Source organism: Telluria sp. RT2P19 (assembly GCF_059685725.1).
The window spans coordinates 142,691-162,892 of record NZ_JCASIL010000014.1 but is presented as its reverse complement, the minus strand read 5'-3'; the positions used below and the strand labels follow the sequence as shown (position 1 = coordinate 162,892).

Sequence of the window (20,202 nt, the reverse complement as noted above, 5' to 3'; positions counted from 1 at the left end):
GACGCACCGGACGCGTCCTGACAATGCGCGCCCTCCAAGTCGTTGGTTCAGTCGATGGAGCGCAGACTGTCAATCCCTGATCAGTGGTTTGAGCCCAGCACGGCCTGCCACGAATTAGCCGGTATCAAGCAAGGCATTGCGCGTGATCGCGATGCCTTCCTTCGTCCGTGGCAGTCCCCTCTTCTCCTACTGTGCCGCACTTATGGCGCAGCAACCCGTCCATACCGCTGCGTGAACCGGCAGGTGCGTATGCCACCGCACGATCGTGACCGGCTCCCAGCCGTCAGCGCAGGGCCAATAGCACGGCCAAATGCAAGGGATAATAAACATAAAACACATACGGCAGCCGCACGAGCCGCACCGCATACCACCGCGCGCCGCCCACCAACGGCAGCGCCAGCAACGCCCATTGGCTGCCGTTGACGGCGCCCAGGCCGGCGCAGGCCGCCACCAGTACCAGCACCCTGCCCCGCTGCGGCCGCCTGCAATACCACCACGCGGCCATGAAGAACGCCAGGCCGAACCACCAGTACTCGACCAGCGCGCCGGCGCCGAACGCCAGCACCAGCGCCGCGCACCCGCGCCAACGCCACGCCGACTCGAGCAGCCAGGCCAGGCTCGTACCCACCATCAGCGTAAACATGATGTTCAGCGGCCACCATCCCTGTTCGAGCGCGCCGAGCAGCGCCAGCACCGGCGCCGCGCAGGCGCCGGCAAGGCTAAGCCTCAGCATGACGCGCGCATGGACGCCACGCGCCTGCGCGCCGGGCCGGGCCAGCCGGCAGGCCAGCACGAAGGCGAACAGCGGCATCGCCAGGCGTCCCAGCGCATGCAGGCCGGGACCGGCCTGCTGCCACAGGTACGTGCTGGCGTGATCGAGCGTCATCGCCACCAGCGCCAGCCACTTGAGCGCCTCCAGCGTGCCGGGGGCGACGAGCGGCGCCGCCGGGTCAGCGCATCGCCTCGAGCTTCCTGAGGGGATCGAAGTAGATTTCACTGATGAAGCGCTCGCCGAGATGGTTCTGGAATTGCACCACGATGTCGATCGTCAGCACCAAGAGGCGCTTGATGACATCGAAGCCGAGGTTGGCGCCGCCCGGCGAATCCTGGATCATGATGGCGAGCTGCTCGAAGGCCAGCGCCGGCGTGCCGGCATGGCAGCTGGTGATGCTGCCCGGATGGCCCGACGCCGCGTTGCGCACGTAGTACAGGCATTCGTCCCCGCGCAGCTCGGCCAGCAGGATGCGGTCCGGCTTCATGCGCAGGCAGCTCTCCAGCAAGTCCTTGGGCCGCACGTTCGACTTGCCCTGCCCGCCCTTGCTGTACAACAGGTGCACGCAGTTCTCGTGCGGCAGGAACAGCTCGCGCACGTCCTCGATGGTGATGATCCGCTCCTGGCGCGGGATTTCCTGCACCAGGCCCTTCATGAAGGTGGTCTTGCCAGAGCCGGTCGCGCCCGACACCACGATGTTCATGCGCGACACCACCGCCAGCCGCAGGAACTGCTCGTAGTCGCGCGCCTCGAGCAGCGCCAGGAGGCGCGCCTCGTTCTCGCTCAGCGCCGACTGCATCGGGCGGATGCGGGAGAACAGCCCGGCCGCCGAAAAGTCGTCGATGCGGCGCGTGATGATCGCCGGCTTGCGCAAGGTGAGCGAATAGCAGTTCTCGCCCACCGCCGGCGGCATCACCAGCTGCACCCGCGCACCGTCGGGCATCGAGGCCGACAGGATCGGCGTGCTGGCGTCCCACTTCTGGTTCGAATAGGTCGCGATCGCCGTGCCGAGCGCTTTCAGGTGCCGCGTGGTCGCCGGCTCGCACGGGTGCTCGCTCCACAGCGAGTGCTTTTCGATCCACACCGTGCCCGGCCGGTTGATCGCGATCTCGGTCACATCGGGGTCGCCCAGCCACGGCGCCAGCGGATCCAGGAAGATCTGGACCGATGCGTCGTGGCGCAGCATGGCCTGGGGTTCGGTGACGGTGCTCATTGCCGGCGCAGCGCATACACGCGGTTGAACCACAGGTCGCGGTTGACGAACACCATCAGGCGGTCGCCCCGGTTCTTGTACAGCGTCGGGGGGATGTTGATGGTCGACTCCAGCACCTTCTCGGACAGGTTGGCGGTGGACGACACGGCATTGTTGCCGACATTGCCGTCGGTGTTGCCGCCGCGGCTGCTCTTGGCGATCTCGATGGCCACCGCGTCCTCGACCAGCGACAGCAGGAAGGCCGCCCCGATGCGTTCCGGCCAGTGGTTGTCGAGCACGCCCGGCGCGCCGGCCACGCCCACCTGGTCGGCGGCCGGCGAGTCGACGTCGACCACCACGCCGTTGGCGGTCTTGATGCGCTGCCACAGGATGGCGATGCGCGTATCGCCCGAACGGACACTGCTCTGGTAAGTGCCGACGATGCTGCTGCCCTTTTCCATCAGCACCACCTTGCCGTCGTCCGAATACACGTGCTGGGGCAGGATGCAGCTTGCCTGGCCGCCCAGGTTCGACACCAGCTGGGTCTCGAGCACGCAGGGGATGAAGGCGCCGCGCGCCAGCAGCATCGAGCGCTCGCCCAGCCTGGCGGCGCTGGCCTGGGCCGTCGCGGTCAGCGCCGCGCCGTTGGCCTGGACCGCGGCCAGCTGCTCCACCGTGGCCGGCGGCGCCGCGCCGTCGCCGGCGGATGCCGCGGGTGTGGACGGGGCCATCAGCGACGGCCGCGGCGGCGGCGGTGGTGGTGGCTCGGCCGGTTCGGCGGCGGCCGACGCCCCGCCAGCGCCGCGCAGCACGGGAATCGCGCCCGCCAGCGCGTCGGCGGCTTCGGCGTCACCGGCGCCGCCGAAGCCGGCCGGCAGGCCGACCGGCGCCTCGGCGAACACCTTGCCCTTGCGGCCGACCTCCTCGTCCACCTTCTTGATTTCCTTTTCTTCCTTGCGCTGCTCGGCGCGCTCGGCCATGAAATCCGACACATAGCCCTTGGTGATGAACACCGAGGCCCCGATCAGCACCATCAGCACGATGAACAGGATCACGATCCACACCACGGTCCGGTTCGGGCGGCGGCGCGGCTCGGCGCTGAAGCGGTGCGGATCGAAGTTGTCCGCCGGCTTGTCGACCTCGCTCATGGCTTGGCCTCCCGCACCAGTCCCGGCACGGTGGTGCCGTTGCGTGGCGTGCCGCCGTAGCGGTCATGGCGCTCGTTGAACACCCCGATCATCGAGCCGCCCAGGCGCAGGTTCCACAAGGGCGACGTCGCGTGCATCACCACATAGTCGCCTTCCACGTGGCGGTTGACCAGCATTTCGTCGCGCGTGCCCGGCACGCTCTTGTAGATCGCGGGCACCTCGACGTTGTGCGGGAAGCGGAACCAGGTGAACAAACCGTCGTCATACACCTCGCTCGGCCGGATGTCGGCCTCGGTGGCCACCAGCTGCATCGTATAGGCCTCGTTGCGGTACGGCGCCACCGCCGGCGCCACCGGCGCCGGCGGTGGCGCCGGGTAGTCGAACACGATCTTCGAGCGGCGCTGGGCCAGGTTGCCGGGCGTGCCCGGCCGCGGCGACAGGTCGAACACATACGAATGCTTGCTGGTCGTGACGAGCAAGGTCGTCAGCTTCGCGTCCTCGCGCGCCAGCACGAACACCCGCGTGCCCTTCTTGTGCACTTCCCAGCCCGCGATCGTGCCGCCCGCCACATCCTCGACCTGCTCGTCGGCGCCGAATTCGATCAGGAACGGCTGGTCTTTGATCGCGCCGATCTGGATCACCTTGTCGTCCGCGTACTCGACACGCTCGACCCGGTTGGCGCTCGCGCCCTGCGCGAACATCGTCTCGCCCATGCAGGGACCGGCCAGCAGCGCCAGCACGCCCATCATCGCGCGCGGCGTCATCGCGCCACCCCACTGGCGCCGCCGCCGCCGATGAACTCGGGGTCGGTCTGGTAGCCGTCGACGCTGAAGCCGAGCGGATTGTCGATCAGCTCGAATTCACGCCGTGACGCCTGCGGCTTGTAGCTGTAGCGCAGCGTGGCAACATGGCGGGTGAGCGCCGGCTCGGCGGTGCCCTGCATCCTGCGGGTACGCAGCTCGTAGCGCACGGTCGCGGTGCCGTTGCCGCCCAGGGCGATGCTCAGCACGGTCGGAATGATCTCGGTCGATTCGCCCAGCACCGTGTCGCGCGAATTCGCTCCTTCGTACAGCTTGGCATAGGCGCTCCAGGGGCCATCGCCGGCCAGCACCTTGACCTGGTCGTAATCGTGCTGCAGCAGCTGGAACTGGTAGCGTTCGCGCGCGATGACGAAGCTCTTGATCCAGTGCTTGTCGTTCAGTGTGCTGCTGCTGACAAAGTCCTTGGCGGTACTGGTGATGCTGCTCTCGCCGGTGAGGCGGTCGACCGTCACCACGTACGGCACGACCTGCTTGAGCGGCAGCAGCAGCATCAGGCTGATCATCATCAGCACGACCAGTCCCAGCGCGACGCTGGCGACGCGCCAGGCGACCAGGCGCGACCGCCTTTCATTGAGCACGATGTCGGCTTCCCAGCTCAGGGCAGAGATTTCCCTGGCTGCGCCCTCGGGCACTGCTTTTCTTCGAAACATGGTATTCCTGTTATTGACCGGATGGTGGAACCGTGTCGGCGCGTACCGGAATGCGGTTGCTGCCGTCGGCGTAAAGCAAGTCGGGCGCCTTGCTGGCGCATCCCGCCAGCACCAGGGCCAGCAGGGCGAGCGAAAAAGATGGTCGAATTCGCATAGGATTTCCTTGATAGGTGATAAAGACTAGCGTCGGGCGGCTTGCATCATGCGCACTCCGGGCCCGCTGCCGGCGGTTTGCGCCGCCGCGCCGCGGGACATCGCGCCGCCCCTGGCGCCGCCCCTGGCGCCGCCGCGGCTGGCCGCTGTCGCGGCGGCGCCGGGCGGCCCACCCTTCGCCGCGCCGCCCAGCGTCCTGACCAGGGCGCCCTTGATGCCGGACATGCCCCCGGCGAGCTGAGCACCCGCTCTCTTGGACATGCTGTTCAGGCCTATGCCCCCCACTATGTCGCCGGCGATGGTCTGCGCACGGCCCACGACCACCATCAGCACCACTGTGGCGGCGCAGGCGGACAGGATGACCGTGATGATCTGGGACAGGTTGCCGGCTGCGGAGAGCTGGATGGTGAAGGCCCTCAGCAATTGCACCGACATCAGCACCGTGATGGTGATGACGACTGCGGTGAACGTCCATTTGAACACGCCAGACAGCCAGGTATCGAAGAACCGCGCGGTCGACTCGAACGCGTAGCAGGCCACGAACAGCGGGCCTACGCCGAAGATGATGTACAGGCCGAAGTCGATCACCAGCATTTCGGCGCAGGCGATCACGCCCAATATCAGGATCAGGAGGATCATCAGCGCACCGGCCAGGATTGCCCAGACGCCGCTGATGTCGATCTTGAACAGGCTGAAGACGATGTGTCGCTTGCCCCACTCGACCACTTCGTCGAATGCCGCGAAGCCCGCGTCCATGGCCGCATCGATCTGCTGGTACTTGTTCAGTGACGGGTCGCCACCGAAACCGACCAGCACGTCGTCGCCCAGGCCGATGACGAACTGGTGGACGTTTTCCTCGTACATGCCGCCAGCCAGCACCAGCGTGAACACGAGGAAGGCCCGCAGGCACTTCCAGAACACGTCGAGGAAGTGGTTCTGTCCACCCTCGCCGCGGAGGATCTGGTAGCCATGCAGCACGATCTGCATGGCCAGCCCGGCCTGGATGACGGGCGTGACCATCGTCACGAAGCGGCTGCTGACGTCGGTGATATTTCCCCCAAACGAAAGAATCTGGGAGCTGAGGTCCTGGTAGACGGTAAACGGCATGGTGGTCCTGATGTCCTGGCTACGGTCAGTTGCGCTTCAGGCTGAAGGTATTGCCGGCCGGGTCGCCGGGTCCGTTCTCGGTCAGTGCGCTGATCAGCTGGCTATACAGGCGCATCTGCTGTTCGTTGTTGGCGATGGCGACGTCGATCATCGTCTTTTCGTTCTGCAGCAGGGCGGTCTCGACCTGGATGCGGGCGGTCAGGTCGGCCGTGTCCTTCAGGTTGCCGGGGCCCGTGTTGTCCAGCTCGGTCAGCAGCGTATCGATCAGCGTCGCGCGCTGGCGGCTGCGCCCCAGGTTGGCGCGCAGCATGGTCACCATATTGAAAGCCGATTTCTCCATCTTCTTGCACACGTCCATGTACTCGGCCGGCAGCACCGCGCCATCCTTGTCGGGCTTGGCGCAGCCGAGCTCCTGGACCCGTTTGTAGATGTCGGCGATGGCCGCGTCGGTCTCGCCGTCGTCGGCCACCACGGCGCGCAGCGCGGCGCTGTTGGCGAGCCGCCCCACGGGACGGGTGCGCGTCAGTGCGCCCTGGACCGTGCCCGCCAGCTCCTTGATGGCGGTGGTGTTCTCGGTCGACTGGCGCAGGATGGTCTTGTTTTGCTGGAAGATTTCCTTGTCGTGCACGGCCTGCACCTCATTGGCCGGCTTGTCGGCCTGGAAGGCCAGGGCCGGGCCCGCCAGCGCCATGCCGACCAGGCCCGCGATCAGGGTGGGAGAAAATCGTATGATCATGATGCTTCCTTCAGAAAATGAGAAATCCATTGGTCGGGATGTTCGCCGTGCTGCGCCCGCAGGCGCTCGAGGGTGGCGACATTGGCGGTGGTCCCTGAAAGGATCTTGAGTTCGTCGCCGAAGCCCTTCAGGTCGAGCATGGCGATGCTGACGCTGGCGCCCTGCTTGATGAGAAACATGCGCGAGCCCTCGCCCAGGCTCCTGACCAGCTCGAACTCGGTATCGCTGAGCTTGAAGCCGTCGACATAGTCGCCGCGGTCGGCCGTGGGATTGGGCAGGAAAATGAAGGTGGCGGTCTGCTCGATCAGGGCGCGCGCGATCGGGCTGCGCAAGGTGTCGGACGGGCTTTGCGTCATGTAGACGCCGAACCCGTTCTGCTTGCGGATGGTCTTTTGCTTGTTGCGGGCGAAATCCTCGAAATACGGCACCGACAGCGCCTTCCAGTACTCGTCCATGAAGAACGCGAAGCGGCGGCCGTCGATCAGCGATTCGACCCGGAACATCAGGTACATCATGATCGCCGGGCAGGTCTGCATATCGTCGAGCAGCTCGGTGTAGTCGAAGCCATAGGTGCGCGCGGCGCCGAATTCGAGCGCGTCGTCCTCGCAGTCCAGCGCCCAGCCCAGCGGGCCGTCCTGGCACCATTTACGCAGGCGTTCGGCCACGCTGTTGGCGTCGACGTTGGGCAGGTTCTGCATCACCGCCGCGACGCCGCGCAGCGCGGCCGGCAACAAGGCCACGGAGCGCACCGCATGCGAGATCTCGGCCTCTTCGCGCGGCGAGTGCGGCGCGCTCGGGATCAGGGTGCAGAACTTCACCAGGTCGTCCCAGAACAGCATGTTCTGCTCGGTCGGCGCCATCTTGAACGGATTGAAGCCGGTCGGCTTGCCGCGCTCGAGCGAAAGGTACTGGCCGCCGGCGGCGCGGATCGCGATCTCGGCGCCGCGGTCCTTGTCGAAGAACACGGTCTGGGCGCCGTACTTGTACAGGTTCATCATCAGGAACAGCGCCAGCACGGTCTTGCCGCCGCCCGACTGGCCGATGATCTGGCAATTGCCCAACGCCGAATAGCCGAATGAATTCTCCCCGGGCGCCGAGTGGTGGAAGTTGAAGTACACCGGCTGCGCCGCGGGCGAGCGCAGGATCGTCACCGCCTCGCCCCAGGGATTGCCGCCGCGCTTGCCGAGGGTGAAGTTGTGCATCGAGCACAGTCCGGCGAAATTGCGCGAACTCAGGTGTGCCGAACGGGGCCGCGCACGCCAGTTCCCCGGCAGTTGCGCAAAGAAGGCATGGTCGATCACGAGGTCGATGGCGACCGCCAGGAAGCCGGCGCTCTGCAGCGCCTCGATCGCGGCCGAGCGCGCCGCCTTGATGCCGTCCGGGGTGGCCGCCCTGACCTGCATGGTGTAGTGGTACTCGCCCAGCGTGAAGTTGCCGCTGGCGACACCATCGAGGGCGTCGTTCAGCTGGGTCAGCTGGCTCACCGAGTTGTCGTTCGAGCTGATCATGCGGTTGCGCTGCAGCGTCAGCGTCGCCTTCGCTTCCAGCGCGTTCATCGGCGAGAACGAATGCGTCTCGACGTACTCGTACGGCAGGCCGAGCATCGTGTTGAGAATGCCGGGCTGCGAGAAGTCGGCGTAGTCCTTGATGTCGATGAAAGCCGAGAAGCTGGCGCCCTGGCGCGAGCGCGTCTCCATGATCTCGTTGCCGAACAGGATGCGCGCCATCGGCAGGTATTTGTACAGGGGCAGGTCCTTGACCGGGATGCGGCACCAGTGGCCGTTGACCAGGTAGGCATAGAATTCCAGCTGCCGGCTGAAGGCGCGCCCCTCGTGCTGGTAGTCGCCGAGGCGCACCGGACCATATGCCTCGAGCGTGCGGCATACCTGCTGGTGCAGGTTTTCCATCAGGTCGAGCACCGCGCCCTGTTCCTGGGCCAGGTCGGCCAGCGTCCGGCCGATCTTGCCCAGCACCCCCGTGGCGCGCTGGGGCAAGGGCCGGTGGACCACGGTCAGGTAGATCTCGGTCGACATCAGGCCGCCGCCAGCCAGCTTCTCGTAGTACTTCTTGAGCAGGACGTGCGGGAACCCGGCATCCGGCACCTCCAGCGCATCGCTCGTCAGGCGCCGGATCCGGTGCACCCAGAACGCATACTTGCCGTTCGATAGCGAGCGTACCAGCAGGTTGAGCGCCTCCATCTTGGCGTACGCCTCGGCGTCGCTCAGGCCTTCGAACGACAGGCCGGCGATCGACCAGGTCGACATGTAGTCGCCGCCGCGGGTCGACACCACCTGGGGCGTGATCCGGGCCGAGAACGGCAGGTGGGCACTGGCCAGGTCTTCCCTTGCCGCCAGGGCGCGGCTCGATGAGATACTGCGCTCCACGTCAGTCCGCCTTTCCCTGGTGGCGCCGGGCGTAGTCGCACGGCGAGATGCTGTGCGCGCCCCAGTAGCGCTTGTTGCGGCGGCCGGCGATGCTGCGCAGGCGCAGCATGTACTGGTTCAGGCGCTGGGCGTCGTCGGCGCTGATGTAGCGCATGAACATGACGTTGAGCGCGCCCGCCATCAGCAGCACGAAGCAGACGAAGGGACTGACCAGCACCAGGGCCCACACGGCCAGCAGCAGGTGGATGCCCACCACCAGGATGAAGGGCACGATCGGCACCCCGGCCATCATGGCCGGCCGGGTGGCGCCCTTGAAGACGATATCGCTGTAGTCCATCATTCAGCCGATGAACATGGCCGCGATCGCGCTGGCGCTGCCGATGATCACGCCGCCCCAGAACACCGGCGCCACGTCCTTCCATTCGGCGGCCTGGAACACCATGCGAAAGCCCACGACCATCAGCGCGATCGTCACGATCGTCACGCCGATCGTCGTCATCCAGGTCGACACGGTGGTCAGCAAGGTCCTGCCCTTTTCCAGGCCACCGGCGGCGGCGTGGCCGCTGGCGGTGGCAAGCAGCATGAGGGCGGTTTTATTCAGTTTCAGTGCGGACTTCATGGTTTTCTCACAGGGTTAGTCAAACAGGGGAAGAATGGTTGGCCGCCGCGCGGGCGGCGCGCTGGCCTTGGTGATGGCGCTGGTACCGGCAACGCCGGTCGCGCCGGCATATTTGGCGACATAGCCGAGCCGCTCGCCACGCGCGAAGTCGCCCGCGTAGTAGCAGGACAGCGCGGCGCGGCTGGCGGGGTTGCGGCCGTCGAGCGCGGCGCCGCGGAAGCCCGCCCCGCCGGCGCGCACGAAGCAGTCCTGCAGGATGCCCGCGCCGGCGCGCAGGTTGGCGCAGGCGTCGAAGGCGATGTGCGGCGCGCGGTGCCAGCCCAGCCGGGCGAAATGGAAGCGGTTGACCTGGCTGATGCCGACCGAGTAGTTGGCGCCCTGCGCTTCCAGGCTGCGCACCGTGGCGACGGCGTCAGGCAGGTTGCGCGGCTGGCGCGCCAGGCGGCCGCCGACCACGCCAATGGCGAACCGGTTGCCGCTTGACTCGACCTGGACCAGGCGGCGCACCAGCGCCGGCGCGACGCCGGCCGCGCAGGTGTAGGGAATCGCGTCCATCAGCTCTGCCTCGTGGGCCGCGCGGGGCCGTCGCCTGCCAGGCCGGACAAGGTGTGTCGTGGCGAATGCATCGTCAATGCCTGAAGTGGTCGATGCCGAGACCGAGCCCGGACGCGCCGGCGTCGAAGCGTTCACGCGCCGCCGCGGGCTCCAGCGCGCCAAGATAGTAGGCGGCCAGCCCGAGCTGCGCGAACGCGTGCCCGGCATCGAAGGGAGTGAAGCCGGCCGCTTCCAGCATGGCTCCGGACGCGCCGCCCGCATCGACGACGCTGAACACCGCCTCGACGGGTTCGGCCTGCCCGGTCATGTCGATGAACAGGACCAGCGCCTCGGCCAGCGCCCCGTCCTCCACGGCGTCCAGCACATCGATGCGGCTCAGCGCGCCCACCTGCGTCATCGTGGCGACGGCGACCAGTCCCTGGTCCTCGTCCATGAAGGCGCAGCATGACTGCGCCGGCGCGGCCAGCCAGGCCGCGATCCAGTCCGCCGCCTCTGCCTCGGTCCGCAAGCCGGGGCGCATGGCGTCCGCGCCCTCGATCCCGGCGCCGAACCGCGCCAGCAGCGCGCCAGCATGGTGTTCGCCCAGGGGTTCGATCCACAGCGCCGGCTCCTGCGCGCTCTCGCGCTCGTACCAGGCCAGCGCCTGCCATGCGCGCTGGCGCCGCTCCATGCGCAGCAGGTAGTCGATGGCGGGGGCGTTGCCGGGTGCGGCGACCAGCGCCTGTTCGAGCGCGTCGACCGCGTCCTCGATGCGTCCGCTGCGTTCGCCGGCCTCGGCCAGCACCAGCAGCGCAAAGGCCTCGTCGGCGCCGGCATCGTGGGCGTGCAGCGCGGCTTCGCGCGCCAGGCCCGGGTGGTGCAGCGCGAGGGCCAGGCGCGCCAGGCCGAGCAGGAAGGCCCGCTGCTGCGGTTGCGGCAGGATCAGGTTCCACACGCGCAGCAGCGCCTGGCGCCAGTCCTGCGCCGCGGCGGGCATGCCGCGCCAGTCGGTGTCCAGCAATTCGGGAAGCAGCGCTTCCAGGCACAAAGGATCGTCATTTGCCTGCGCCAGCCACGCCAGCGCCGGCGCCAGGCCGGGAGCGCGTGCGGCGGGCGGCATGGACTTGCCGAGCGCGGCGCGGATCGCGTCCATCGCCTGGCCCTGCGCGGCCGCCGCAGTGTCCAGCACGGCCAGTTGCAGGCGTGGTCCGCGTTGCTGCCATACCAGGGCGCCACGGCTCTCCAGTTCGGCGCCGAGGCGCGCCAGCGCGGGCGGCGGGTCGGCCGGGTCGGCTTCTTCGGAGGCCAGCAACAGATAGGGCCCGCCCTCGAGCAGCGCCAGCTGGGCCGCCCAGTCCTGGGCGCCGGCGCCGGCTGCGCAGTGCGCCAGGCCCGCCAGCGCGCGCTGCCCCCCGGCGCCCTGCCGGCGCGCCAGCAACTCGTCGCGCAGCACGACGTCGAACAGCCCGGCATCGGCCAGCCCGGCGAAATAGGCATGGCCGAGCAGGCGGGCGCGCTGCCGCTCGTCGCCGGCGCAGGCAATGTAGCGCAGTGCCGGCAGCGACTCGCCGGCTTCGGCCGCCAGCTGTTGCAGGAAGCCCAGCACCTGCCAGGCGAAACGGCCGTCGCCAGGCTGCAGGTCGATGATGTCCAGCGGCGCCTGCGCGCCCTCCGCCAGCGCCGCCAGCGATTGCGCATAGGCGACCAGCGCCCCGGCCGAGGCCAGCGCGTAATTAGTTGCGGCGGGAGTGGCGCCGCTTTCCTCGAGCGGCGGCGCGACCGCCTCGACCCAGGTCGCGCCAGGCAGTTCCAGCGGGCCGGCAGGCGCTTCCGGAGCGGGCGGGGCAGCCTCGGCTTCGGTGGCCGGCGCCGGCTGGCGCGCATAGAAGTCGCTATTGGCCAGCTCCGCTGTGTAGGCGGCCCATTCGCCGATCGGGCGCGGGACCGGCACCGGCACCTTGCGCTGCTCGCCGCCGATCGACACGCTCTGCATCGGCACCGCTTCGAAGCGCTCCTTGAAGTACGGGTCGCTGAAATAACGGATCTTGTCGGCCTTGATGACGGGAATGCCTGAACGGACGACCAGCTCGGCATCCTTGCTCATGGCCAGCAGTTCCTGCGGCAGCATGAGCGCGCGCGACTGGTAGGATTCGGTCTTGCTGTCGCCGCCGCCCTCGCCCTTGAGCCCGAACAGCGAGCTCTTCCCGTGCTGCTTGCTGAACGAGCTGACCGTGTTATTGCCGATCATCTTCGAATACTCTTCCGCCTCATTGACCTGGCTTGGCGTGAAGTAGATCACGGCGCCCATATTGCTGATGATGTTGTGCGCATCTTCCTTGCCATACACGGCGTCGAGCTGTGCCTTGTCCTGGATGATGATGGCCAGGCGCATGTTGTAGCCGGCCATGTAACCGACACCCTTGGCGATGATGGCGACCTTGCCCATGGCGGTGAACTCGTCGAGCAGCAGCACACACTGGTAGCGCAGGTCCGGATTCTGCTCGGGCAGCTCCTTGACGTTCTCGTTGATCAGCTGCGAGAAGAACATATTGACGATGAATCCCGCCTGCAGGATGTCGCCGGCCGGGATATTCAGGTAGATCGTCATCTTCTTCTTGCGCACGTCGCGCAGGTCGAAGTCGTTGCCCGAGGTGGCCTTGTCGATCACCGGATTGGCAAACGGCGTGAGCGCGGCCGTGAAGGTGGCGACGATACCCTTGAGCGCCGTTTCCCCGCTGCCGAGGAAGCGGTTCAGGCTGTCGCGGCAGGTCACCGACAGGGGCATGGGACCGGCGGCGCGCACGGCGACCACGTGGCCCAGGTACTCCTCGATCGGGCGGCCGAAGCCCGACGCCTGGCGCAGGATTTCGCCGATCGTCGACGACAGCTCCGGCGTCTCGAGCACCAGCAGGCCCAGCCCGACGAACAGGTTGCGCGCCGAATCCGGCCAGAACGGTTCCTTCTCGTTGGGCGGGTAGATGATCGTCGCCAGCGCGAGCAGGTCGTTGGCGCGGAAGTTGGGGTCTGCGGAAATATAGGACAGCGGGTTCCAGCGGTGCGTGCTGTCCGAGAACGGATTGAAGTAAAAAATCTCGTTGCCCATATAGCGGCGCCTGAATTCCGAGGTCAGGTTGTAGTTCTCGCCCTTGATGTCGAGCACCACCGCCGATTGCTCGAACTGCAGCAGGTTGGGCACGCAAAAACCCACGCCCTTGCCGGTACGCGTCGGCGCCGCCAGCAGCACGAACTCGTAGCCCGGCAGGCGCAGCAGCCTGCCCTTGAACTTGCCCAGCACCAGGCCCTTGGAAGCGTCGAGTTTTTCACCGGCGATATCGGCCTGGTTGGCGAAGCGCGCGGTGCCAAAGAGTTCGCTGTCGTCGTCCTTGCGCCGCATGAGCATCGCCAGGCCGAATGGCAGCGCCAGGCACAGCACCAGGGACAGCACCGCGCTGCCGCGCACCTTCGCCAGGGCGCGGGCATTGGGCGCCGACTGGTAGGCGTGCTCGATGGTCAGGAACTGTGCCTGCGCCGGGTTTTCGCCATAGCTGATGAACAGGATGGCGCCGGCCAGGTAGTTGGCGCAGGCGAGCAATAGGGGCAAGGCCAGCAGCGTGCCGATCCCCCATGCCACCTTGCGGCTTGGCGTGGTCTTCATGTCTCGTTCGGGTTGCGCGCGACGAAGGATGCGGACAGCGGCATCAATCGCTCTTCATGGTTGTGCAGGTAAAGAAACCGTCTTGGACGTTTCGCATCGATACCGCCAGGCCCCGTTGTGCGTAGGCGTCTTTCCATGATTTGATGAATTCGGCGGGATTGTTGAGCTTGTAGGCGCCGGCATTGGGGTCGAAAAAAACCACCTTGCCGAGCCTGCTCCTGTACAGGCCGGTGACATGCGCCGAACTGGTCGATGCCGCATCGACTCCAGGCGTCGCGCTGTCATCCCGGGCGCCCGTATCCCTGACACTCATGCGCATGACAACACCCTGGCCCCTTTTCAGGTTGTTACATACCTGCGCAAACGTGAGCTCGATGCTCGGATGGGCCAGGTAAGCGGACGCCTTCGCACTGTCCGGATGATCCCTCAGCTCCTCTTTCGTGGGCGGCGTCATCTCGTTGCGTACGTCGAGAATTCGATCGGTCTGAATACCGCTTTGCTTGAGCATGATGCGAAGATCGGTGCGTCCCGCGGGATGATGAAGGAGTTGCATGTGCGCAGCGGAACGCACTGCCCGCTCAGCCTGGTCCGGGGATGGCTTGCGAACGAAATCCCGTTTTTTCAGCACGGGAGACCTGACACTGCCGAGCTTTTCCCGCAGCCATTTGGTAGTCAGCGATGCGCAGAGGCCATCTTTCACGTGCTCGAATTGCGGTCCGGTGAGTGCGCCCTTGGCGCCCGGCGCTTGCACAGCGGGATTGAGCGCTTCGATATGCCTGGCTTGCTGGAACCTGGCCACGCGGGTGGCCGAGTTTTTTAGTGCTGCAAAACGATTATCTCGCTCCATGATTTCTCCTTGTCCGGGCGCGCAAGCACCTGTCGGCGGCGTTGCGTCCGTAGTCAGGGGAGACTTACGGCCGCGCCGGGATATCGGATGCACATCGAAGGATTGTTTGTTTGGAGCAGCCGGTGCGGACCGGCACGCTGTCGAGAAAGCCAAGGTGCCACGGGGACTGTCCTAGGTCGCAGTCTTCCCTGCCGTGTTGGCCCTGTCGATCAGGCTGCATGTATAGAAGCCGTCGGTAATATTGCCTTCCGGACCTCCCATCACGACGCGGTCGAGCTTCTTGTCGTAGACATCGACCCAGGTCTTGATGAAGCTGGCAGGATCGTCGACTTGGTAGACGCCGACATTCGGATCGAAAAAATAGAGACTGTTGTCGCGGCTCTTGTACAAGCCGACGACATGCCCGCTGCTGACTGCGCGTGGCTCTTCATTGAATTCCGGATTCAACTCGACCTGGAAGTTCGGCTCGAATCCGGCTTGCGGGAAAGTGTCGATGTCGAGCGGAGACACCATGTCGGTCGCCAATTGGGCTTCCGCCCAATGCGTTTCCCGTGGTTCTTCAATGGCGGACGTCGCAGGATCTTCCGGCGTTTGCCGAGGCGCTATTGGAGGCTTGTCGAATACATTACTTATACGAATGAACGCACCGCCTCCCGGCGCCATGTCCTTGCACAGGCGGACGAATCCGGACGGTATATCCCTGGGATGCGCGTCGCTCATCACACGATCATCAACGGGGACCGCGGGCTCCCAACGCGCCGAAGCGATGCCGGCATCCTGCATGACATCTTTCAAGGCAAAATAATCCTTTCGGTGCGTGAGTTGTATGGCGGCGGCGCCATGCAATATTCGTTCGATCTTGCCAGGGCGTGGTTTGCCGGCAAAATCCTTGAAGGCCCGCCGGAATACCGGATGCGTCCCGCGCAACTTCTCTTTCAACCACATGGTGGTCAGCCCAGCACACATGCCCTTTTCGAGCAACCTGAAATCTTCTTGGCTTACCGGATGTTTGGATGCGGGCAATCCCCTGTTTTCAGGATCCAGTGCACGCATCTGCCGTGTCTGGTTGAGCTTGAACACCTTGGTAGCCGAATTCTTCAGCCCTGCAAATATTCTTCTGTCATCCATGGTGCCGGCTCACTCGACTGGCTCATGGCCGTGATCAGCCACATTGCTGTCGATAGAGGCGCGAGGTCGTGGCGGGCTGATTGAAACACACGATTCCCCTTCCCTGAATTTCTGGATCAGCGTATCAGTCGGCGCACATTGAAAGAAGCCGTCTTTTTCGCGATCCATCGAAACAACGCGATCATGACTGGCGTAGGAGCTTACCCAGGCGCTGACGAACTCAGCCGGATTTTTCACTTCATAAATACCGACATTCGGATCGAAAAAATGCAGATGCTTACCCCGACTCTTGTACAAACCAGTCGCGTGGTATTCTTTTTTGCCGGTTGACGTGGTCAATGTCGTGCGCATAACGACACCTGTGCCTGGTTTTATCTGCGAACATACCTGCTCGAAGCTGCTCGCCATATCGGTTATCGAGGCATAGTCTGGGTGCGGGCCTTTTATTTTCTTCAAGGACCCGGCCAACTCGCTGGCGACCATGTAATTTTTTGCGTATGTTTTTTCGATCTGGCTGCCGCTCTCTATATAGTCAAGCTGCGCCCTTCCGGCAGACAAGGCCAGCGCTTCTTTCTTCTCCACGCTGGAATTCTTGACGAATTCCTTGTGGCTGCGATGGAATAGCCTGTTCGACCCTCCGAGTTTTTCCTGCAGCCACTTCAACGTCAAACCGGCACACATCCCCTCTGCCAATTTCCTGTGTTCGTGCTCAGTGAACTGGCGGTCTGGCGCGGGACGTCGCTGGTCAGCATGGGCCAAGTTATTCAGTTCCACCTTCTGTTGGTAGCCCATTCTCTTTTTTGCGTGCCCCATGAGGGCAGAAAATCGATCGGTCATATTTCTCCAAAAATTAGTATGGTTGTCTGGCTACATCAATCAACATTGCCTTGACATGCTGTGCCGGGATTTGGAACGCCTCACCGACATCAGCCTTCCTCCATCTCTTGTACACACTGTAGGAACCCGCTTTCGCTGGCTTCATGTCGACCGCGCGTTGCTACTTGAGATCTTTTGACGCATACGGCCCGGCGCATCGATTTCTTGTGCGTATACCGTTGCGCAAAGTCATCGGCGTCCTGTCCCTCCCGGTTGATTCGCCCTGCTTCGGGAACATACGACAGCCTCGGCCCCTCAGATGCATTACCTTGCATTTTGTGCATGATCTGGCTAGCCGTCGGCCACTTATCTCCTTTCATCAGGGCATGAAGTACTTGGCAAGACCTGCCAGGTGCCGCTATAATCTCGTCTTCTTCGGGTCGTTAGCTCAGTTGGTAGAGCAGCGGACTTTTAATCCGTTGGTCGCGTGTTCGAGCCACGCACGGCCTACCAAAGATTCAGACAACAACGCCAGCCTTCGGGTTGGCGTTGTTGTTTTCACTGTCCGAACGCCATGCCCCAGACGATCGCCAGCACCGTTCACCACGAACTGGTCATCAAGAAAAGCCGCTTCATCGCCTGCGTGCAGCCGATGCCGGACCGCGCAGGGGCGCAAAAAATCGTCGCCGAGTTGCGCGCCCAGCATCCGGGCGCGGCCCATGTGTGCTGGGCCCTGCTGGCCGGGGGGCAGTCGGCGGCCGTCGATGACGGCGAACCGAGCGGCACCGCGGGCCGTCCCATGCTCGACGTATTGCGCCACCAGGACCTGGAAGGCGTGCTGGCCACCGTGGTGCGCTACTTTGGCGGGATCAAGCTCGGAGCGGGCGGACTGGTGCGCGCCTATACCGACAGCGTGGCCCAGGCATTGTTGACCTCGACCAAGGTGCCGATCATCAAGCTGCGCCAGCTGCACTGCACGGTCCCGTATGCCATGGAAGGCATGCTGCGGCGCGAACTGGACGCCGCGGGCGCCAGCCTCGATGCGGTCGAGCACGGCGACGACGTGCGTTTCACCTTCAGCCTGCCGGCGAGCAGCGCCGAAGCGCTGCGCGCCCGCCTCGACGACGCCGGCCACGGCCGCATCGGCTGGCCGGCCGACGACAACGGCGACTAGCGCTAGCACTAGCACGAGAACAAGCACAAGCACGGGCGCCGGCACGGGCAGGCCTGACGCCATTCCCGCGCCCTATACCCGTCATCACGACACGAAAGCGGACGCGCCCTTCTGTGCCCGGTATAGTGGCAGACCCGGCCGCGCAATCGCTTCGGCCGGCTTTCCTCTCCCCCCAAACAACAACAATCCCCGTGATCAAGAAAAGTCTACTTCCCCTCGCCTTTGGCGGCTTCGGCATCGGCATGACCGAATTCGTCATGATGGGCATCCTGCCCGACATCGCCAACGGCCTGCACATCACCATCCCGCAAGCCGGCTACCTGATCACCGCCTATGCGCTGGGCGTCGTGGTCGGTGCGCCGACCCTGGTCAGCCTGGTCGCCGGCCGGCCTCCGCGCAGCGTGCTGGTCTGGTTCATGCTGATGTTCGCCATCTTTAACGCGATGTCGGCCTTCGCACCCAATTTCGAGATCATGATGGTGTCGCGCTTCCTGGCCGGGCTGCCGCACGGCGCCTTCTTCGGCGTCGGCGCGGTCGTGGCCAGCCGCCTGGCCGACGACGGCCGCACGGCCGCTGCGGTCGCCACGATGTTTACCGGCCTGACCCTGGCCAATGTGCTGGGCGTGCCGCTCGGCACCTGGATCGGCCATGTGATCGACTGGCGCCTGGTGTTCCTGATCGTGGCCGTGATCGGCCTGCTGACCATATGGAGCCTGCGCCAGTGGGTGCCGCATATCGAACCGGGCAAGCGCACCGGGATCATGCAAGACCTGCGCATCTTCCGCCACCTCGACCTGTGGCTGGCCCTGGGCATTGTCTCCATCGGCACCGGCGGCTTCTTCGCCTGGTTCAGCTATATCGCGCCGCTGCTGACCGATGTCACGCGCTTCGACTCGACCACGATTCCCCTGATCATGACCGCGGTCGGCGTCGGCATGACGGTCGGCGTGCAGTTCGGCGGCCGCCTGGCGGACCGCGTGCACCCGCTGCCGGCCCTGCTGATCCTCATGATGTCGATGGCCGCGCTGCTGCTGTGCAATGGCTTGCTTGCGGAATCGAAGTTGGCGATGGTGGTGCTGGCGTTCCTGACGGGCGCCAATGCGCTGGCGATCGGACCGCCGATCCAGCTGCTGCTGATGCAACATTCGCGTGAAGCGGAGATGCTGGGCTCGTCGCTGGGCCAGTCCGGTTTCAATATCGGCAATGCACTGGGCGCCTTCCTCGGCGGCGTGCCGCTGACGCTGGGCTATGCCTATACCGCGCCGCAGTGGGTGGCGGCGGCGCTGGCGCTGTGCGGCGTGGGCTTGTCGGCGCTCATGCTGGCGCGCCATCGCATGCAGACACGCGTGCTGGCCGGCTGTACCTGATCGAGCAATAACAAGGCGCTGTTCGCGTTAGTTATGCGAACCTTTCCCGTTCGCACCGGTCTCAGCCACTGTCGAGTTAACTCATCAGGTGGCAATGATGCAAGGCTTGGTCTTCGAAGAAGTATTTGCCGCGCTGACCTCCCTGCACCTGCATACCGACGAGGTAGCCAGGTTGCGCGCCTGGATCGCGGCGATTGTCCATCCTGGCGCGTGTCTGCACCTCATCGCCCAGGCGGCGGGCACGCCATGCTGCCCGCATTGCCAGTGTCCCCGCGTCCATCGTTGCGGCGCGGCCAGCGGCCTGCAGCGCTGGCGCTGCCTGGCTTGCCGGCGCAGCTTCAATGCCCTGACGAACACGCCGCTGGCGCGCCTGCGCAAGAAGGCCGCCTGGCTACCGTACCTGCAATGCGTGCTCGATTCGCGCACGGTCCGCGCAGCAGCCGAGCTCGTTGGCGTGCACCGCAGCACGAGCTTTCGCTGGCGCCACCGTTTCGTGCCGGGCGCAGCGCGCAAGCGTCCAGATCGTCTTGAGGGCATGGTCGAGGCGGACGAAACCTATCTGCTCGAATCGCAGAAGGGCTCGCGCCACCTGACGCGTCCCGCGCGGCGGCGCGGCGGCGCAGCCAGGCGGCGCGGCATCAGCCGCGAACACGAGTGCCTGCTCGTCGCACGCGACCGGGGCCGGCGGACACTGGACTTTCACACTGGCCGCGGGCCGGTCAGCGCCGTGAAGCTCGCGGCCTGCCTGCGGCCGGTGCTGGCGCCGGACGCGGTGTTGATCAGCGATTCGGCGGCCGCTTACCGGGTCTTTTGCCGCCAACGCCGGTATCGCACACGAGGCCGTCAATCTGCGCGCCGGGGTCAAGGCGCGCGGCGCGATCCACCTCAATAACGTCAATGGCTGGCATGCCCGCTTCAAGACCTGGATCAAGCGTTTCAATGGCGTCGCCAGTCGCTACCTGGTGAACTATTCAGGCTGGCAGCGCTTCCTGGATGACGGCGCTTTGCGTACGCCAGCGCAATTGCTGGCCGCAATCATCCAGTGCGCAACGTGCCGTCGGAAAGAAACGAATTAACGCGCACAGCGCCAATAACAACG

Annotated in this window: 18 protein-coding genes, 1 tRNA gene and 1 pseudogene; 4 read left to right on the top strand and 16 right to left on the bottom strand. The window is 65.3% G+C overall.

Features of this window, described 5'->3' with window-relative positions; translation table 11 throughout:
• Positions 1–283: 283 nt before the first annotated feature.
• From AC56KW_RS17910 to AC56KW_RS17835, 16 genes are all read right to left on the bottom strand, one after another.
• The gene (locus AC56KW_RS17910; protein ID WP_497172027.1) at positions 284–997 is read right to left on the bottom strand and encodes a TraX family protein; all 714 of its coding nucleotides are present in this window, start codon (positions 995–997) and stop codon (positions 284–286) included.
• Positions 951–1,985 carry a P-type DNA transfer ATPase VirB11 gene (gene virB11, locus AC56KW_RS17905; protein ID WP_497172026.1) on the bottom strand — a complete coding sequence of 345 codons (1,035 nt, stop codon included), beginning with the start codon at positions 1,983–1,985 and terminating at the stop codon, positions 951–953. Before virB11 ends, AC56KW_RS17910 begins: the two co-directional genes overlap by 47 nt.
• Complete coding sequence (virB10, locus tag AC56KW_RS17900) at positions 1,982–3,112, bottom strand: type IV secretion system protein VirB10 (protein WP_497172025.1); 1,131 nt, start codon at positions 3,110–3,112, stop codon at positions 1,982–1,984. The genes virB11 and virB10 overlap by 4 nt, the downstream gene beginning before the upstream one ends.
• A complete protein-coding gene (locus AC56KW_RS17895; RefSeq protein ID WP_497172024.1) occupies positions 3,109–3,876 on the bottom strand; it encodes a TrbG/VirB9 family P-type conjugative transfer protein in 768 nt (255 codons plus the stop codon). Before AC56KW_RS17895 ends, virB10 begins: the two co-directional genes overlap by 4 nt.
• A complete protein-coding gene (locus tag AC56KW_RS17890) occupies positions 3,873–4,583 on the bottom strand; it encodes a VirB8 family type IV secretion system protein (protein WP_497172023.1) in 711 nt (236 codons plus the stop codon). Before AC56KW_RS17890 ends, AC56KW_RS17895 begins: the two co-directional genes overlap by 4 nt.
• A 10-nt stretch (positions 4,584–4,593) precedes the next feature.
• Complete coding sequence (locus AC56KW_RS17885) at positions 4,594–4,737, bottom strand: hypothetical protein (RefSeq protein ID WP_497172022.1); 144 nt, start codon at positions 4,735–4,737, stop codon at positions 4,594–4,596.
• A gap of 26 nt (positions 4,738–4,763) precedes the next feature.
• Positions 4,764–5,843, bottom strand: coding sequence for a TrbL/VirB6 family protein (locus AC56KW_RS17880; protein WP_497172021.1), 1,080 nt, complete (start codon positions 5,841–5,843; stop codon positions 4,764–4,766).
• 25 nt (positions 5,844–5,868) lie between these two features.
• Positions 5,869–6,579, bottom strand: coding sequence for a type IV secretion system protein (locus AC56KW_RS17875; RefSeq protein ID WP_497172020.1), 711 nt, complete (start codon positions 6,577–6,579; stop codon positions 5,869–5,871).
• On the bottom strand, positions 6,576–8,963 hold the full coding sequence (locus tag AC56KW_RS17870) for a VirB4 family type IV secretion/conjugal transfer ATPase (protein WP_497172019.1): 2,388 nt from the start codon (positions 8,961–8,963) through the stop codon (positions 6,576–6,578). The genes AC56KW_RS17875 and AC56KW_RS17870 overlap by 4 nt, the downstream gene beginning before the upstream one ends.
• Position 8,964: 1 nt before the next feature.
• Positions 8,965–9,303: a VirB3 family type IV secretion system protein gene (locus AC56KW_RS17865; protein WP_497172018.1), complete on the bottom strand. Its 339-nt coding sequence runs from the start codon at positions 9,301–9,303 to the stop codon at positions 8,965–8,967.
• Positions 9,304–9,582 carry a TrbC/VirB2 family protein gene (locus AC56KW_RS17860; protein WP_497172017.1) on the bottom strand — a complete coding sequence of 93 codons (279 nt, stop codon included), beginning with the start codon at positions 9,580–9,582 and terminating at the stop codon, positions 9,304–9,306. It lies immediately after the preceding gene.
• A 15-nt stretch (positions 9,583–9,597) separates the two neighbouring features.
• Entirely contained in the window at positions 9,598–10,137 is a 540-nt protein-coding gene (locus tag AC56KW_RS17855; protein ID WP_497172016.1) for a lytic transglycosylase domain-containing protein, read from the bottom strand.
• A gap of 73 nt (positions 10,138–10,210) precedes the next feature.
• The gene (locus AC56KW_RS17850; RefSeq protein ID WP_497172015.1) at positions 10,211–13,771 is read right to left on the bottom strand and encodes a type IV secretory system conjugative DNA transfer family protein; all 3,561 of its coding nucleotides are present in this window, start codon (positions 13,769–13,771) and stop codon (positions 10,211–10,213) included.
• Positions 13,772–13,814: 43 nt separating this feature from the next.
• On the bottom strand, positions 13,815–14,618 hold the full coding sequence (locus tag AC56KW_RS17845) for a hypothetical protein (RefSeq protein WP_497172014.1): 804 nt from the start codon (positions 14,616–14,618) through the stop codon (positions 13,815–13,817).
• Between the two features lie 171 nt (positions 14,619–14,789).
• Entirely contained in the window at positions 14,790–15,746 is a 957-nt protein-coding gene (locus tag AC56KW_RS17840; protein WP_497172013.1) for a hypothetical protein, read from the bottom strand.
• Positions 15,747–15,755: 9 nt separating this feature from the next.
• A complete protein-coding gene (locus AC56KW_RS17835; protein WP_497172012.1) occupies positions 15,756–16,583 on the bottom strand; it encodes a YopT-type cysteine protease domain-containing protein in 828 nt (275 codons plus the stop codon).
• A gap of 416 nt (positions 16,584–16,999) precedes the next feature.
• Here AC56KW_RS17835 and AC56KW_RS17830 point away from each other — a divergent pair.
• From AC56KW_RS17830 to AC56KW_RS17815, 4 genes and pseudogenes are all read left to right on the top strand, one after another.
• Positions 17,000–17,075 (top strand) — tRNA-Lys (locus AC56KW_RS17830).
• 61 nt (positions 17,076–17,136) lie between these two features.
• The gene (locus AC56KW_RS17825; protein WP_497172011.1) at positions 17,137–17,736 is read left to right on the top strand and encodes an IMPACT family protein; all 600 of its coding nucleotides are present in this window, start codon (positions 17,137–17,139) and stop codon (positions 17,734–17,736) included.
• A gap of 191 nt (positions 17,737–17,927) precedes the next feature.
• Positions 17,928–19,103, top strand: coding sequence for an MFS transporter (locus AC56KW_RS17820; protein WP_497172010.1), 1,176 nt, complete (start codon positions 17,928–17,930; stop codon positions 19,101–19,103).
• A gap of 97 nt (positions 19,104–19,200) precedes the next feature.
• Positions 19,201–20,179, top strand: a pseudogene (locus AC56KW_RS17815) (IS1595 family transposase).
• Positions 20,180–20,202 lie beyond the last annotated feature (23 nt).

Coding starts and splice junctions, on each gene's coding strand:
- virB11 (WP_497172026.1), bottom strand. CDS start 1,985: ATGAGCACCGTCACCGAACCCCAGGCCATGCTGCGCCACGACGCATCG.
- virB10 (WP_497172025.1), bottom strand. CDS start 3,112: ATGAGCGAGGTCGACAAGCCGGCGGACAACTTCGATCCGCACCGCTTC.
- AC56KW_RS17895 (WP_497172024.1), bottom strand. CDS start 3,876: ATGACGCCGCGCGCGATGATGGGCGTGCTGGCGCTGCTGGCCGGTCCC.
- AC56KW_RS17890 (WP_497172023.1), bottom strand. CDS start 4,583: ATGTTTCGAAGAAAAGCAGTGCCCGAGGGCGCAGCCAGGGAAATCTCT.
- AC56KW_RS17885 (WP_497172022.1), bottom strand. CDS start 4,737: ATGCGAATTCGACCATCTTTTTCGCTCGCCCTGCTGGCCCTGGTGCTG.
- AC56KW_RS17880 (WP_497172021.1), bottom strand. CDS start 5,843: ATGCCGTTTACCGTCTACCAGGACCTCAGCTCCCAGATTCTTTCGTTT.
- AC56KW_RS17875 (WP_497172020.1), bottom strand. CDS start 6,579: ATGATCATACGATTTTCTCCCACCCTGATCGCGGGCCTGGTCGGCATG.
- AC56KW_RS17865 (WP_497172018.1), bottom strand. CDS start 9,303: ATGATGGACTACAGCGATATCGTCTTCAAGGGCGCCACCCGGCCGGCC.
- AC56KW_RS17860 (WP_497172017.1), bottom strand. CDS start 9,582: ATGAAGTCCGCACTGAAACTGAATAAAACCGCCCTCATGCTGCTTGCC.
- AC56KW_RS17855 (WP_497172016.1), bottom strand. CDS start 10,137: ATGGACGCGATTCCCTACACCTGCGCGGCCGGCGTCGCGCCGGCGCTG.
- AC56KW_RS17850 (WP_497172015.1), bottom strand. CDS start 13,771: ATGAAGACCACGCCAAGCCGCAAGGTGGCATGGGGGATCGGCACGCTG.
- AC56KW_RS17845 (WP_497172014.1), bottom strand. CDS start 14,618: ATGGAGCGAGATAATCGTTTTGCAGCACTAAAAAACTCGGCCACCCGC.
- AC56KW_RS17840 (WP_497172013.1), bottom strand. CDS start 15,746: ATGGATGACAGAAGAATATTTGCAGGGCTGAAGAATTCGGCTACCAAG.
- AC56KW_RS17835 (WP_497172012.1), bottom strand. CDS start 16,583: ATGACCGATCGATTTTCTGCCCTCATGGGGCACGCAAAAAAGAGAATG.
- AC56KW_RS17825 (WP_497172011.1), top strand. CDS start 17,137: ATGCCCCAGACGATCGCCAGCACCGTTCACCACGAACTGGTCATCAAG.